The sequence below is a fragment of the Desertivirga xinjiangensis genome (assembly GCF_024436435.1).
Taxonomy (GTDB): Bacteria; Bacteroidota; Bacteroidia; order Sphingobacteriales; family Sphingobacteriaceae; genus Desertivirga; species Desertivirga xinjiangensis.
Genome location: NZ_JAFMZP010000002.1, coordinates 317144 through 332839, shown reverse-complemented (window position 1 = coordinate 332839; position 15696 = coordinate 317144). Strand labels below are relative to the sequence as shown.

Annotated in this window: 10 protein-coding genes; 6 read left to right on the top strand and 4 right to left on the bottom strand. The window is 46.1% G+C overall.

The genetic code is table 11. From position 1 onward, the window contains the following. Nucleotides 1-3 precede the first annotated feature (3 nt). A complete protein-coding gene (locus tag J3P37_RS06220) occupies nucleotides 4-8967 on the bottom strand; it encodes a PKD domain-containing protein (protein WP_256010195.1) in 8964 nt (2987 codons plus the stop codon). A 779-nt stretch (nucleotides 8968-9746) separates the two neighbouring features. Here J3P37_RS06220 and J3P37_RS06215 point away from each other — a divergent pair. After that, entirely contained in the window at nucleotides 9747-10040 is a 294-nt protein-coding gene (locus J3P37_RS06215) for a type II toxin-antitoxin system HigB family toxin (protein ID WP_256010194.1), read from the top strand. A gap of 12 nt (nucleotides 10041-10052) precedes the next feature. After that, nucleotides 10053-10454, top strand: coding sequence for a helix-turn-helix domain-containing protein (locus J3P37_RS06210; protein ID WP_256010193.1), 402 nt, complete (start codon nucleotides 10053-10055; stop codon nucleotides 10452-10454). 111 nt (nucleotides 10455-10565) lie between these two features. Here the strand turns inward: J3P37_RS06210 and J3P37_RS06205 are convergent, their stop codons facing one another. Continuing rightward, nucleotides 10566-11387, bottom strand: coding sequence for a hypothetical protein (locus J3P37_RS06205; RefSeq protein WP_256010192.1), 822 nt, complete (start codon nucleotides 11385-11387; stop codon nucleotides 10566-10568). Nucleotides 11388-11716: 329 nt separating this feature from the next. On the opposite strand from J3P37_RS06205, the gene J3P37_RS06200 reads away from it, so the two are divergent. Continuing rightward, nucleotides 11717-12670 carry an Rpn family recombination-promoting nuclease/putative transposase gene (locus tag J3P37_RS06200; RefSeq protein WP_256010191.1) on the top strand — a complete coding sequence of 318 codons (954 nt, stop codon included), beginning with the start codon at nucleotides 11717-11719 and terminating at the stop codon, nucleotides 12668-12670. A 38-nt stretch (nucleotides 12671-12708) separates the two neighbouring features. On the opposite strand, the gene J3P37_RS06195 is transcribed toward J3P37_RS06200, so the two are convergent. Then, a complete protein-coding gene (locus J3P37_RS06195) occupies nucleotides 12709-12918 on the bottom strand; it encodes a DUF2683 family protein (RefSeq protein WP_256010190.1) in 210 nt (69 codons plus the stop codon). A gap of 289 nt (nucleotides 12919-13207) precedes the next feature. On the opposite strand from J3P37_RS06195, the gene J3P37_RS06190 reads away from it, so the two are divergent. Further along, nucleotides 13208-13849: a DNA alkylation repair protein gene (locus J3P37_RS06190; protein WP_256010189.1), complete on the top strand. Its 642-nt coding sequence runs from the start codon at nucleotides 13208-13210 to the stop codon at nucleotides 13847-13849. Between the two features lie 48 nt (nucleotides 13850-13897). Here J3P37_RS06190 and J3P37_RS06185 read toward each other — a convergent pair whose 3' ends face one another. Further along, complete coding sequence (locus J3P37_RS06185; protein ID WP_256010188.1) at nucleotides 13898-14302, bottom strand: winged helix-turn-helix transcriptional regulator; 405 nt, start codon at nucleotides 14300-14302, stop codon at nucleotides 13898-13900. A 122-nt stretch (nucleotides 14303-14424) separates the two neighbouring features. Here J3P37_RS06185 and J3P37_RS06180 point away from each other — a divergent pair, with 122 nt between their 5' ends. Continuing rightward, nucleotides 14425-15219: an SDR family oxidoreductase gene (locus J3P37_RS06180; protein WP_256010187.1), complete on the top strand. Its 795-nt coding sequence runs from the start codon at nucleotides 14425-14427 to the stop codon at nucleotides 15217-15219. A 19-nt stretch (nucleotides 15220-15238) separates the two neighbouring features. Then, nucleotides 15239-15562 (top strand): nuclear transport factor 2-like protein, encoded by a 324-nt coding sequence (locus tag J3P37_RS06175; protein WP_256010186.1) that lies wholly within the window; start codon nucleotides 15239-15241, stop codon nucleotides 15560-15562. Nucleotides 15563-15696 lie beyond the last annotated feature (134 nt).

Here is a 15696-nt window from a genome sequence, read left to right as displayed (position 1 = left end):
TACTTATCTTATTAAGTGGACGGGACCGCTTTTCTTCCTGGTGCCGGTTTGGTATTTCATCCCTTTCCATTCCGATCCATCAAAAAACCGGGCATCAATATCCCAAACGTAAACGTCCTGCGGTGCCGGTTGCCCCTGATAGGTGCCGTCCCAGCCTTCCAGGGGTGCTCCCTCGGCATCTAGTTTGGAACTCTGCCACACTACTTGTCCCCATTTATTGAAGACCCGTACGGAGTATTCCGCCATCCCGGAACCTACCGGCTTAAAGAACTTCACGTCGTCTTTAGTATTATTGGGTTCGAATGCATTGGGTACATACAGGTATCCCGGAACACCCTGGACCCTGACTTGTCTTGACAGTGTATCGTTACATCCCTGGATATTGGTAGCGATTAGCTGCACGGTATAAGTGCCGGTGTCGGTATAGGTGTGAAAGACATCCCGGGAGTCATTAATATTACTAACATCAACACTAATGTCTTGAAACTTACCATCACCAAAGACCCAGCGGTATTTTACCGGGTTACCTTCACTGGTATTGACGAAGTGGAAAGTATAATCGGGTATCTTGATCAGGGTATCGGGCAGGACCTTGAAATCTGCCATAGGTGGTGCCGTTACCCGGATATAATTCACCATAACAGCGGTGTCTGCACATCCGAATTCGCCTGTGGCAATCAGCTTTACCGTATACGGTGAATTGAGGTAATTGAAGGAATGTGTAGGGTTCTTACTGCTGGAATAGGTGCCGTCGCCGAAATCCCAGAGGTAATCTGAAGTGTTGTCGGAAAGGTTCTGAAAGTTCACTTCGATCCTGGTACAGCCGGAAGTGGTATTGGCAATAAACCCGGATTTGGGAGGTTTCGAGATGTATATTTTGCGGATGAGCGTATCGCTGCAGATATTATCGAAGGCTACCAGTCGCAGCTCGTACGTTCCGGCCTGGGCGTAGGTATGCGCCGGAGCCACAGCTGTGGATTCGGCCGTGTTGTCGCCGAAGTTCCAGAGGTAGCGGACTGCCCCGGTACTGGTGTTGCTGATGCTAATATCCAGTTTGCCATTGCAGCTGATGCTGTCCTGCAGGCTGAACTGTGCAGTAGGTTTGGGATAGGTGCTTAGTACCGTGGTAAGGCTATCTTCGCGGCAAGCGTAGTTATTACTCACCACCAGTTTCAGCGTAAAGGATTTGCCGGCTTCGGTCAGCAGGACGTTTTTGGGATCCTTATCGGTGGAGACAAGCACATCGTCCAGGTACCATTTATAATGATCAGCGTACAGGGAAGTGTTGGCCGGGTTCACCCGGAAGGGTACACAAGCAATGGTGGCTGGCGGCGTGAATATCGCCTTTGGCAAAGGATTAAACTGCATGGTATGCTCTACCGTATCGGAACATCCCAGGGTGCTGCTGGCTACTAAGCGGACGTTGAAGATGCGTGGCATGACAACCCCGGAAGGGATACTGAAAACATGACTCAGGTCTTTAAATGTGGATACCTGGGTGTTATTTACGAACCATTTATAGGTTACGAGGTCGGCTCCTTTATAGGTACTGGTGTTGGTAAAATGAACCAGGCCACCCGGTCCGCAGATCACCGTATCCGGGGTGGTAAACTGGGCCACAGGGCTTGCAGTAACCTGCACGTACTGTATGGCCGAGTCGATACATCCCAGCAGGTTATAGGCTTTTGCTTTTACGGCATACAGGCCGGGCTCGGTGTACACGTAAGTGGCGGTATGTCCCGCTGCCTGGTTTCCGTTCTTACCGGCATCGCCAAAATCCCATTCTACATTGGCGGCATTAGCAGGTGTGGAAAATACGGTCAGGCTAAAGGGAGCGCAATTGCGGGTGCCGGCATTACTGTTGAAATTAGCTACCGGGCGCGCAATGATCTCGACTTCGTGCGAGATGGAATTGCTGCAGGTGGTGCCGTCGGGGAAGGTCTGAACGGCGGTGAGTTTCACCATATACTTGCCTGCTGCAGGGAAAGGGTGTTTAGGGGCTGCCTGGTTGCTGAACTGACCGTCGCCAAAATCCCAGATATAGCTGAAATTATTTAAGGGAGAATTGTTTACTAGCTCTACCGAGTCTCCGGCGCAATACAACGGCTGGAGGGTACTGAAATCTACCAGGGGTTTTGGATAGACCGTGATCGTTTCGGTGGTGGTAGTATCTGAACAGCCATTGGAGGCCAGCAGGGTAACTTCATAAATGCCAGGGGCGTTGAAGGTATGCTCCTGGCTTTCGGGAGCGCTGCTGCTTGACAAGGTGCTTCCGTCTTTGAAATCCCAGGTGAAGGCATTTGCCCCGGTAGAGTTGTTATCGAACTTAACAGTGAAGGGTGCGCAGCCATATTTTTTGTTTCCGGCGACTACCAGCTCGGGCGTGACCGTATTGGGGAACACCACTATTTCATAGCTGGAGGAGTCTTTGCCGCATTCGTTTTCGGCGATCAGCTTCACCGTAAGGGTGTCGGTCTTCCCGGTAGTAAAGGTGTAGCTTACTTCCTCGTTGGTAGTTTTCGTTATCTTATCTCCGTTACCGAAATCGAAGGTATAGGTATTGGGTATGCCGCGCGACTGGTTCCGGAACTTCACCGTAAAGGGCGAACATCCAATGGTTTTGTCGGGCGAAAATATCACTTTAGGTTGCGGACGTACCTTGACTGAGTCGGTGAAGATGGCCGACTGGCAGTCTGTGGATGCTTTTAGTGTGATGGTATAGGTGGTATCCCTGTTCATCGGGTGTGCCTGGAAGGTAATGGTGCCGGGCTGTTCCAATGTGGAGGTCTGACCGTCGCCAAAGTTCCATTCGTAATTTGCTCCGGCCAGGGGACTGGAGGTATTGTTAAAGCTTACTGCCAGGGGACCGCAGCCGCTCTGAAGATCCTTAGTGAAGGCCGCTGTTACGGCTTTGATGGTGGAGAAGCTGAGGCTCATACTGTCGGCTTGACACCCGTATTTACTTTCGGTAACCAGCTTGATGTCGACGGTCTCCCCGTCGTTCTGGATGGTGAAACCTGGAAAGCTGTTCCCGATACCTATCAGGACGTTATTGGCGTACCATGTATAACTGGCGTTGCGATCTGGATAAGGAACCGGGCTGATCACGCTGGAAAGATCGAAGGGTACGCAGGCTTTTACCTTAGCTGCCGTGTATTCGGCTTTTGCATGAGGGTTTACTGTTATGCTGACGTTTTCTGTTGATGAGCAGCCATTCGCCGTAAGGGTGTAGGTATAGACAACCGTGATCGGAGAATCAGTGGTGTTAATTAGCGTTTCAAAAATGTTGGTATTTCCGCTTATCGCGGGATTGCTGATGCCGGCGATTGCTGCACGGCTCCATTGGAAGGCTGTTCCCGCGACAGCGCTCGTTGGGGTATAGTTGAACTGCTCGCCGGTACAAATATCGGATGGATTTAGGGTGCTGCTTAATACAGCTGAAGGGTTAACAGTTACTTTAACTTTGTAAGTGCTTCCGTCGGAACAGCCGTTATATCTGAGCGTATACACGTACTCTACCTCCAGTGGGGTGCTGCCGGTATTGAGGAGGGTTTCGTTCGGGTTTCCTGTTCCGGATGCTGCCGGGTTGCTGATGCCTGCTACTGCCGCTCGGGACCAATTGAATGTGAGCTGGCCTGAGTTATTTGTGGTGCTGCTTGTTGGGCTGTAGCTGAAGCTGCTGTTGCTGCAGATTGCGTTTGGTGTTAAGCTAGAGGTAAATACCGGTGTTGGATTCACTTTTACCTTGACCTCCTGGATATTCTGACAAGAGTTGGCTTCAAGCGTGTACTTGTAGACGACTTCTATGGGTTCGCTGGTGGTATTGATTAAGGTTTCGGTGATGTCGCCCGTTCCGCTGTTCGCTGCATTGCTTATACCGCTCACCTGAGCCCTGCTCCAGATGTAGGTAAGTCCGGCAGTATTGCTTGTTGGCTGGTAACTGAAGGCGGTATTGTTACATACTGCGGGCGGGCTTAAGGTACTGCTGAGCTGTGGCGAAGGGTTCACTACCACCTTTACCGTTTGAGGAACCGAACAACCGCTTGAGCTGAGCGTATATACGTAGCTTACTTCTATAGGCGCATCGGTAGTATTGACGAGTGTTTCTTCTATTTTGTCTATGCCGCTGCCTGCTGAATTGGATATTCCTGCCTGTACTGCACGTGTCCAGCTGAAGCTTACACCGGTAGTAAGACTTTGCGGTGTGTATGAGAAAATAGTATTGCTGCAAATGGCCGGAGGTGTGAGGCTGCTGGAAAGAACGGGACCGGGATTAACCTTTACCTCGACGTTTTGCGTGTTATGGCAGCCGTTAGCCGTGATGGTGTAGGTATAGACCACCGTGATTGGCGCAGGACTGGTATTTTCGAGTGTCTCGGAGATGGCTCCGGTGCCATTGTTAGCTGGCGTGGAGATCCCGGGTACGGCTGCCCTGCTCCAGCTGAAAGCTGATCCGCTTACTGTTCCGGTTGGTGTGTACTGGAACTGGCTATTGCTGCAAATGGCTGAGGGCGTCAGGCTGCTGCTTAGGGTTGGCGTTGGATGAACGGTGACATCGATCTGGGCGCGGGCGCTTTCACATCCTTCGGCAGTGGTCTGGCTTACGAAATAGCTGATGGTTCCTGGGGTGCTGGTTACTGGTATGGGTGCAGTGCTGCTGCCGGTGGCGGCGGTGGCCGTGGCGCTGGTGTACCAGGTTAGGGTGTTTCCGGGTTGGGCAGTTGCTGTAAGCGCAGAAGCAGGCTCACCAAGACAGTAGGATATCTGAGATGTAACCGCCGGAGCACTGGCCGTTTGATTAATGGTGACGGTGACACTTGCGCTGGAAGAAACGCAGTCATTCTGAGTTACGGTAACTGTATAGGTTCCGGATGCGGTGACAGGTACATTGCTAAGCTCCGGGTTCTGTTGGGCGCTGGTGTATCCGTTAGGGCCTGTCCACTGATAGGTCAGGGTTCCAGTGGCTGTACTGGTGCTTGTGGAAGCTTGTAATTTTAATGTTTTACCGCTGCAAACCGGGCTGTTGCTATTTACCGAAGGTGTCGCCGGTGCTGGCGGATCTTGCAGGGTGAATGGTCCCATGGTGTTGGAGGTACATCCCGTTAAGGATACTGTAATATTATCGTATGTAGCAGCGCTGAGATTGGTTAATTCCAATGTTCCTGCTGCATTGGATGTTAGTGTAGCAGTTTGCGAGGTTCCGTTTCTGGTGTAGTTAAGGGTGTAGCTAGTACCGGCACTTAATCCGCTTAAGCTAAGTTTTCCGTTGCTTCCGAAGCAGGTAGAGGGATTAGTTGGATTAACAGCGGTGATAGCGGGTACCGGGTTAACTGTTACGGTTATGGCTGTCCTCGAGCTTTCGCAGTCTTCAGCAGTTTTCTGGCTGACGTAATAGGTTTTGCTGCCTGTGGTTGCCGTGGAAGGTACCGGAGCTGTAGTTGAGGGCATCCCTCCTGTCGGGCTTTCGTACCATTGCAGGGTGTTGCCTGCGGAGGCGCTTGCTGTTAGTGCGGATGCTGTTGCGTCTTTACAGTAAGCTAGTACCGGCTGACCTGTGGTTGGTGCTGATGGTGTTGGGTTGATGGTGACGGTAACACTTGAGCTTGAAGACACGCAGTTATTCTGAGTGACGGTGACGGTATAGGTTCCGGATGCGGCAACAGGTACATTGCTAAGTTCCGGGTTCTGTTGGGTGCTTGTATATCCGTTAGGCCCTGTCCACTGATAGGTTAAAGCTCCTGCGGCTGTACTGGTGCTGGCTTGTAGTTTGAGTGTATTCCCGCTGCAAACCGGGCTGTTGCTGCTAACTGCAGGTGTTGCCGGTGCGGGCGGCTCCTGCAGGATGTACGGTCCCATGGTGTTGGAAGTACATCCCGTTAAGGATACTTTAATATCATCGTATGTAGCAGCGCTTAGGTTGGGCAGTTCCAGGGTTCCCGCTCCATTGGATGTTAATGTAGCAGTTTGCAAGGTTCCGTTTTTGGTGTAATTAAGGGTGTAGCTTGCACCGGCACTTAGTCCGTTTAAGGTAAGTTTTCCGTTGGTTCCGGAACAGGTGGATGGATTGGCTGAGGTAACTGAGGTGATGACTGGCACCGGGTTCACGGTTACGGTTATCGCCGTCCTGGAGCTTTCGCAGCCTTCGACAGTTTTCTGGCTTACGTAATAGGTTTTGCTGCCGGTTGCTGCCGTGGAAGGTACCGGAGCGGTAGTTGAGGGCGTTCCTCCTGTCTGACTTTCGTACCAGAACAGGGTGTTGCCTGCGGAGGCGCTTGCTGATAGTGCGGATGCTATTGCGTCTTTGCAGTAAGAGACCAGCGATGTCGCTGAGGGCGCGGCTGGAATGGGGTTGATGGTGACTGTTATAGCTGCGCGAGGGCTTTCACAATTGTTGGATGTCCTCTGCGAAACATAGTATGTTCTACTTCCCAGTGTACTAGTCGAGGGTGTAATGCTGGTTAACGGTGTTGTACTTGTAAGTGTGTTATACCAACGTAGGGTGTTTCCGGCATCAGCTGTTGCTGTCAATGCAGAAGCCGGCTCATTTTGACAATATTTTAGTGCGCTAACCACCACCGGTGCTGCTGGTGTGGGATTGACAACAACAGTGATGGTAGATCTCGGACCTTCGCAACCTGCAGAGTTGACTCTGCTTACATAAAAATGGAATGTTCCGCTGGTAGTGGTTGACGGAACCAGGGCACCTGTTGAAGGGGTACCACCTGTAGCTACCGTATACCAGCGTAAGGTATTGCCTGACCCTACAGTTGCATTGAGAGCCGCAGCTGTTTCACCCTGGCAGTAAGTTAGGTTAGGCTGGCTCACCGGCGGAGCTATTGGAAGAGCTGTTACGGTAACTGTGATTGAGGCCCGTGCGCTTTCGCAAGATAAACCTGAAGTTGTTTGACTGACGTAATAAGTAGTAATGCCCGAAGCAGCGGTAGAAGGTGTAGGTGCTGTATTAGTCGGTGTTCCCCCTGTTGCTGTTGTATACCAGTTGAGTGTGCTTCCAGCCAAACCTGCTGCCGATAAAGGATTGGCTGTCTCCCCTACACAGTAGTTAACTGAACCAGTAACTGTGGGCAGTGCCGGAGCTGGATTAACAGTCACTGTGACGGTCTGAGGAGTACCCTCACATCCTACTGGGGATATGGGGGTAACCGTATAGGTTACCTGTTGAGCGGTACCGCTGGTATTGGTAAGAGTCTGGTTTATGGTGGAAGAGTTATTAATTGCAGTATTGTCACCGCTTACATTTGGATTATTTGATGCTGACCATTTGAAAGTAGAACCTGCAATGTCCGATGTAAGCGCGAGGTTGACGGAGCTGCCGCTGCAAATTGTCTTTGTATTGGGGCTGGTCATTACGGGCAAGGGGTTGACAGTGATAACCACCGTTTTTGAATCGTCACCACATGAGTTTCCGGTATAGAGAGTTAAGGTATAGGTTCCCGGTTGGGAAAATGTAATACCAATGGAACTTGAGCCCCACGTGGCCGGATTGTAAGTAGGATTAGCGCTTCCTAAAGTTCCGGTAGTAACCGTCCAATTAGGGGTACCTAGTATAGACCAGCTGTTTTTATAAACGCTTGAACAAGTGGAATTAGAAAAATATGCACCTGAAATAGAAGTATTAGAAAATCGGATCTCTTTATTAACACACGTAGTAGTTAAAGGAGCGCTAATTTGGGCCGTTGGCTTTGCCGAAACATTTATTGGTTCAACTGTTACAGCAGATGACCCGCAGGGGTTTGAAGCTACAATACGAACATGAAACGAGTTGGCGATCCCTCCTAAACTCGTATAACCGCAGGAAGACTTTGTAAATGTATGTGTAATACTCGTTGGAGGGGTTGTGAAAACCTCGTCTGGACTTCCATCATTGAATGAAACGGTATAAACTGTTCCGGGAGGATTATTTCCAGTACCTGTTATTGGAAAAGTAAATGGAATGGGAGCACATCCCTGGGTATTCCCAGGATTTCCCATTGAAACCGAGGGATTGCTCCCATTGAAAACCCTATAAGTTCTTTGGCTAACACATCCATTGGCTCCGGTCACTTTCAACACCAGATCAAAATACCCGGTGGCTGTATAGGTATGACTTAAGCTTGTGAAAGTAGCCGAATTGTAATGAGGAGAACCGTCACCCCAGTCAATTTCATAGTTGGTATTTGTAGGCAGTGTTGCTGAGGTATTATCAACTGTTAAAGTATAGGAAGATCCCGCTCCAGCGGTCTGACAGTTAACGAATTTGGGGATAGAAGCAAAATCATCTAATGATGCGTCGGGCTTCTGCTTAATTGATACGTTAATGACCTTTGTATCACTACAGCCTGCGCTATTAAAAGCAGTTAATTTAACTGCATATACTTTAGTACCTGAACCTATTGAAGAAAACTTATGAGAAGGGCTATTAGAGTTAGAGATATTATCTGCACCCGAAGACGGATCATCAAAGTCCCAGACATATCTTGTTGCGCCAGTCGAGGCATTTGTGAATTGAACCACAACGTCTGAACACAGTCCTCCAGGTGAAAATGTATAATTAGCCGTTGGCTTAACGCTTTCGGTAACAGCAGCGGGATCATACCTGACCGTAGTACCGTTAGCTATCACATCTACCGAATAGGCACCGGCTCCGGTAGCTTGGTAAGTTTGAGCAACGGCACCCGGAATATCATTACCATCCTTTTGCCATTGAAACGTAGCTCCGGCTGGGGCATTATTTGCTGTTAACTGCAGTCCACTACTTCCCTGACATATTACAGATGGCCAGACATACTGTATTGTATCAGCTATTGCACGTTTTGCAGCAACATTTCTTTTATTCAAGTCTCCACTAACAGCACCTTCAGAAGCAAATACCACATAACCCTTCAGATTTATTAACAGGAAGATCAGCGTGAATAGTTGAGGTAAAATGTAAAACCGGGAAGCACTAATCCTTAAGTAGAAATTTTTCAATAACAACAATAAAACTGTAAACAAAAAAGTCACAGCGGATCAACCCGAAAGGAAAAAAGATTAAATTTTCTTTTCGAATTAATTTAATCAGCTCACAATTCCGACCCTAAAAGGTTTAGGCTAATCGTTTAATGACAACATTAAAACTCATCATAATTCATCTTTGAGGGGATGAATTTTTCCGTAAACTTATGGAAATTAATCCATAAGAGGAATTTTAATGTATGAAAATATATCACATCCTGATCAGTTAGAGGAATATCGTTTATGCTGTAATTGCTGTCCGATTGACCTTTCCGGAAGCTCCTGATGTAGCTCATGCCGAAGAATTACTTATCGGATAAGAGAGGAGTTTACAAGGTTCGGAAGTAAAGGTGAATATTTACTTTTTGTTTGTAGGAGAAAAATAAGTGTCAAAACTGGGCGCCTAAGCTGAAGGATTAACAGCAAGCCGTTGGAATCTAGTTTTAAACTAGAAACAATGACTTTTATGACCACCGTCATTCCCCTCTATATTATAAACCGTGTATATTCCGCTTCGCACCAACCTGTGCTTCATACAACAGAATGAAGCAAATTGAATAGAGGAAACGATGATAATATGAAAGGGAAGCAACATAAAGTTGGCAATATACCAACAAACCATTATATTTGTATTAGTAAGTACTTTACGATTTCGATAATATTAGTACTTGAGTTATTGGAATTACTATTTTAAACTTAAAATTCATTTGGCATGGCAACATTCGAAAACCCAACAAAAAAACAAATTCCCGCAGATGAATATTCTTTATCTAAAAAAAATTCTGGATTTCTCCCGTAAACATGCAGATTCGGCATCCAGCCTGACAGTTTGGAAAACAGTCACTGAAAAAGCTAAATGGAAGAAAAGTACAGACATACTTGAATCCTTTCCGACAGCCAAGACAATCAAAGGCAACAGAGCCCGATTTAAAATAGTGGGAAATAAATATCGCCTGGTTGTTGAAGTGGATTATGAGGACGAAATAGTTGAGGTAAGGTTTGTTGGAACTCACACGGACTATGATAAGATTGACGCAGCAACTATCTAAGTATTTAAAAACATGATTACAAAACAACAGTGGTTTTTGATTGAATCCGAGCAGGACTATGAAAAAGTTACTGCCAGGTATGAGGAAATAAAAGATGCGCCCAAGGGTTCAACAGAACATAAGGAAAAGCTTTTACTGGTTCACCTCATTTCTGAATATGAAAATAAGCAATGGGATCTACCAGAAGTAGACCCGATAGAGTTAATCAAAATCCGGATGCAGGATTTTGGATACAAATCTTCTGATCTGGCTAAGGAATATGGTGATAAAGGAACTGTGAGTAAAGTACTTAACTACAAGCAATCCCTTTCAATTACGATGATCAGAAAGTTTAGTGAATTGTTGAACATTCCTGTTGAAGCTCTTGTGAAAGAATACGAACTGAAAACGGGAAACCAGCCCTTAACTTCGTAGGTTTAATAATTCATAGCACCAATCCTGACAGAAGGGTCTATATCAGAGGCTTTAACAGCTGTATGGATTTGACCGCTATCCTGCGAATAAAACGCCATCCTTTTTACGGAATTAACCTCTTATTGAATTGACGCTTACCTGAATTGCCTTAACGATCGTATCATATAGCAATGACGACAACTCTTCATATCGGGCACTTACTTTATCGTCACCGAAGCCCATATCATTCCAGGATCCCATACCTCCGAAAACATTGGCTTTTGCAGCTGAAAAAAGCACCTGTTCGGCCTCTTTAGAATAAACATCTGGCGGCAACAGGTCATGATAGTAATAATCTTCCTGTGGTGTTTTTGACGACAAGGTAAACAGGGCTTCCTGGAAGATTGCCCCCCAAGGCTCCAGATTGTGCTGCTGAGCAAATTCTGATACTTGGTCAAGTACACGATATAGCTGTTCCCTAACCTGTTGCAGACTTTCGGAATATCCCAGCGCTACTTTCATAATATCTAAAGAGTAATACCGCACACCCCATATCTTCTGATCTTTAGCATTCTCATCTGTTGAATCCCATAACGGAAACCAAAAATCCAGATCTTTGGGATAAAATGCTTTGATAGCCCATCGTCCCCCTCCGCCAACAAATCCTGCTGACTTATAGTCCTTCACCAAACTTTGATCGGCTGAATACTCAAAATCGAGTGTCAGAGCGGAACACCGGCACTGTTTCAGGTAATCAAACCATTCTTCAGGACTGGTACCTATCTGAACCTCTCTCCTTGTAAAGAAAGTCTCTCGGTACCCCCGAAACTCAACATTGCCGCAAAATCGATAAGTGGTGTTCTCCTTAAAATATTGTGTATAGATTTGCCTTCCCTGGAGAAAAGCATTACCATGCGCACAAAGGGAGATAAGCTGGGCTAAGATATCGTTCATGACCAGTTGGCTTTTTGGTTAGTGAGCCAAATCTTTAGTTTGCTCAGAATAAACCTCTCATCTGATTCTCTATTTATAACTTTTTCTTCGGGTAATACTTCCCAATTCATTGGTTTTAACTTGTTCTAAACTCTAACCTTTGAAATATGCTAGCAAGGGCTGCGATGTCAGCCGAGGAAGATATGATCGTGAAAAGGTTAACCCAAAACTATGGAAGATATGTTAAAAAGCAACGGCCTCGCATAATTTGTATTTCTTTTTGTTACTGATTTCTCAAGACCCGGCCTGTTTTATGCTGATCCTGATGCCGTTAAGAAACAATAAATCTTATGATCACCGTCATGGTGATCAATAACACCAGCTTGTATTTTGCAGCCCAAACTTTGATTATGCTAACACCCCCAGGCAAGTATATTGACGCAACATCCGACTTTGGCTTTAAAAAGTTATTGGGGAGCGAGTCCAACAAACTCCATCTTATAGATTTCTTAAATGATATATTTATTGGCAAGCACGTGATTACAGACCTGGTTTTTCTTAAGAATGAGCATCAGGGGGAAGATAAGAATACGGCTAAAGTGATTTTGGATATCTCCTGCATAGATAATCAAGGGAACTACTTTCTGGTAGAGTTGCAATCTACCGACCAAAGATTCTTCAAAGATAGATGCCTGTATTACTCCTCTCGTTTTATCAGCGATATTGCCCCTAAAGGAGCCGTCGACTTGTGGAAATACGAGCTACCTCCGGTATATCTGATAGCGGTGATGGACAGGTTCTCTTTTGAAGATAATCTTCCAGGGCAGTATATCCGAAGGGTAAGTCTGATGGACAATGAAACCGGAAAAGAATTTTATAACAAACTCGGCTTTATTTACATCCAGCTGGCAGCGTTCGAGAAAGCAGAAGAAGATGTTAAAACCGGTCTGGAGCAATGGTTGTTTACAATTAAGCATTTGAGTAAATTTGTGGATATTCCCTCGTTTATAACGAAACCTATATTTAAAAGATTATTTAAAATAGCAGAGGTTGCAGCATTAACAAAGGAGGAACGAATGGCATACGAAACTAGTTTAAAAGACAAATGGGACAGGCAGAATCAGCTTGATTTTGCGGTAGAGAAAGCGGTGGAGAAAGCTGTAGAACAGACTATTGAAGACGAGAGAGCTAAAGCGGCACTGGCAATTGAAAATATTGCCCGAAATTGTAAAGCTCTAAATATTCCTAATGCTGACATAGCTAAAGCTACAGGATTGTCGATCGAAGAAATAGAGCGGTTGTAATAGTTTGCTGTACCAAGGTGTATACTAAATTGCTAAACTCATTTCATGAAAAAAAGCATATCTTTTATACCGGTATAAGGAGTTAACTGACCTTTATTGGCTTGATTTAAAGACTGAGTCACACCTTCCACCTCTTGCAGTGGATACACATCACTTTCTTGTTTAAAAGCAATTTTCATGGCTCTCATGATGGCTTTTAGCGCGTCAAGCTGCTCTTTATTTTCAGGATAAACAATCAGTACGTCCATATAACAAATATAAGCGTCGATTCGCGAGTCGAAAAAACTAAAGCTGCCCTTTTTATTTATTTGCTATCAACCTTCAATTGCCTCGTTTTTATATTTGTATAGTGTTGCCGGGTTTAACACTGCCATTGTAAGGAAAGGAGGTGATGGTTTTACCTGGATCAGACGACAAGGTAATTTCGGCAGGCTAAGGCTTTCGTATATTTGAACGATTCAAAGCCGTCTGTCTAAACAAAGTAAACGGACAGTTATATAAAAAAGAATAACTTGTTTCAACAAACCAAAAACTGATATGAAACTATCTTCGAAAGCAGACAACATCCTGAGTCAGATCAATAGCAAGACCAAGCTGGGTGATTTGCGGAAAATTGCGAAGGACATCAAAAAGGATCACGAACTGGCTATGGAACTTTGGTCAGCCGGGAGCTTTTTACCCCGGCAATTGGCAATCTTGATTATGGACAACAAGCTTCTTTCACAGGATTTGATTAACAAGCTTGACAAAGACATACAGGATCATCCATTTAACGAGCGAAATCAACTGATCGATTGGTTGATGGCCAATCAACTATCTAAAGACAAGAAAACTATAGCTCTGATGGAATCGTGGAAAGACAGCCCTTCTGCAATTCAAAGACGAACTTTCTGGTACTACCAGGCTCGCTTGCGTTGGCTGGGACAAACACCTCCCCCCAACACTGAAGAATTGTTATCGGACATTGAAAAACAAATAGTGAACGAAAAACCTGAAGTACAGTGGGCAATGAATTTCACTGCTGGCTGGATCGGAGTTTTTGATAAAAAATACAGGGCACGCTGTATTGGGATTGGGAAGAATACGGGACTTTATAAGGGCGAAATGGTATCAAAGGGATGTACGCCAAATTATCTACCAGAGTTCATTGAGATTGAAAGCAATAAGAGAAACTTATGAGTTCTTTCGGGAGCGCTGTTGCTTGACAAGGTACTTTTGATATACGAGTTATCGCGCCTTGCGTGCTTCCCGATGTATCGGTAAAATTGAATAATTATTTGGATACTGTTTTAAGATCACTCTTTTCAGGCGCTCCTGATGCTCGTCTCCCCAAAGTCCAATGGTTTGGATCAGAGGTATTAGTGTTTTACCAAAATCCGTAAGCTCATATTCAACTTTTGGAGGCATAACCGGATAGATCGTTTTGCTAACCAGCTCATGCTCTTCCAACTCTTTTAATTGGACGTTCAGAACCCTCCTGCTTACATCTGGAACCTTGCGCTGCAATTCACTCGGGCGTTTGTGGCCCTCATGAATGAACCATAGTATCCGGATCTTCCACTTACCATAGAGTACCTCCCCTACCAGGTCGAGACCGCAGTTGAGGTATGGCATAGTCTTTTTTTCGTACATAAGACAAATATACGGTGGTAGCGGTATTGAGCAATAGGGATAAATTTGTCCCTATCTGATTCGTAAGTCCGTACTTGTTAGAACTTTAGGCACTGTCGAAATTTGGGCAAAAAACAAAGGTTATGGAACAAGATTCTCAATTTCATAGTGAACTGTCTGGCAAGATTGCGCTGGTCACCGGTGGTACAAAGGGGGCTGGTAAGGCCATTGCAAACCGTCTGCATGCGGCAGGGGCAACCGTTATTATCATCGCGAGGAATAAACCAGAGCATAACGAGCAGGAGCTGTATTTTATTCAAGCGGATTTAAGTCAGCCTGAAGGAACAGGAAAAATCGTCGGTGAAGTGTTGAAAAAATTTGGCAGACTCGATATTCTGATCAATAACCTTGGCGGTTCTGAAACCCCTGGAGGGGGATTTGCAGCATTGACCCACGAAGATTGGGAGCTCTCGATCCGCACCAACTTATTGGCACCAGTCAGCCTTGACAGGGGCTTCCTGCCTCAGATGTTGGAGCGGGGTAATGGTGTGATCATTCATATTGCTTCTATCCAGGGTAAGCTGCCCCTGCACGATTCAACATTACCCTATGCAGCGGCAAAGGCAGGTTTAATCAATTATAGTAAAGGTTTATCCAAAGAGGTCGCTTCAAAAGGTGTGCGCGTACTTACCGTTTCACCAGGATGGATCATGACCGAATCGTCGGTACGAATGATGGAACGAATTTCAAAGAGTTCCGGCATCACCCTGGACGAGGCAACGCAAAGTGTGATGGATGCATTGGGCGGAATACCCATGGGCAGACCTGCGAGGCCCGAGGAGGTTGCTGAACTGGTAGGCTTTCTGGCTTCACCCAGGGCCAGCTATCTTACCGGCTCTGATTTTGTAATTGACGGAGGAACCGTACCAACCGTTTAACATCTAAATACAATTGACAATGAATTTACACCAGGTCGTAGCGAGCTTGATAGAAGCTCAGAACAGCTTTGACAGTCAGGCTTATGCTGATTGCTTTACGGAGACGGCCATCGTTCATGATGAGGGCAAAACCCATAAAGGTAAAGCTGAGATCCAGCAGTGGATCGAGAATTCAAACCGGGAATACCAGGCTGTATTAAAACCGCTCCGTTATGAGGAAACAGGAGCCGAGAGATTGCTCATCGGCGAAGTATCCGGAACCTTTCCCGGGAGCCCTGCAATCCTAAAGTTTCATTTGAGATTGGAAGCGGATCTTATTCAGTCACTGACCATCACGGGATAAACCGCGTATTTTCCGTCATCAATTTGGCGTTCTAAAGGGTCACTAATTTTCGAAGCCCCAGACTGTCCTGAGTGTTCCGAAGGGTCACTCAGGATTCATAAATAAAAGAGAGTCTCAGACTCGATTAGGCGTTA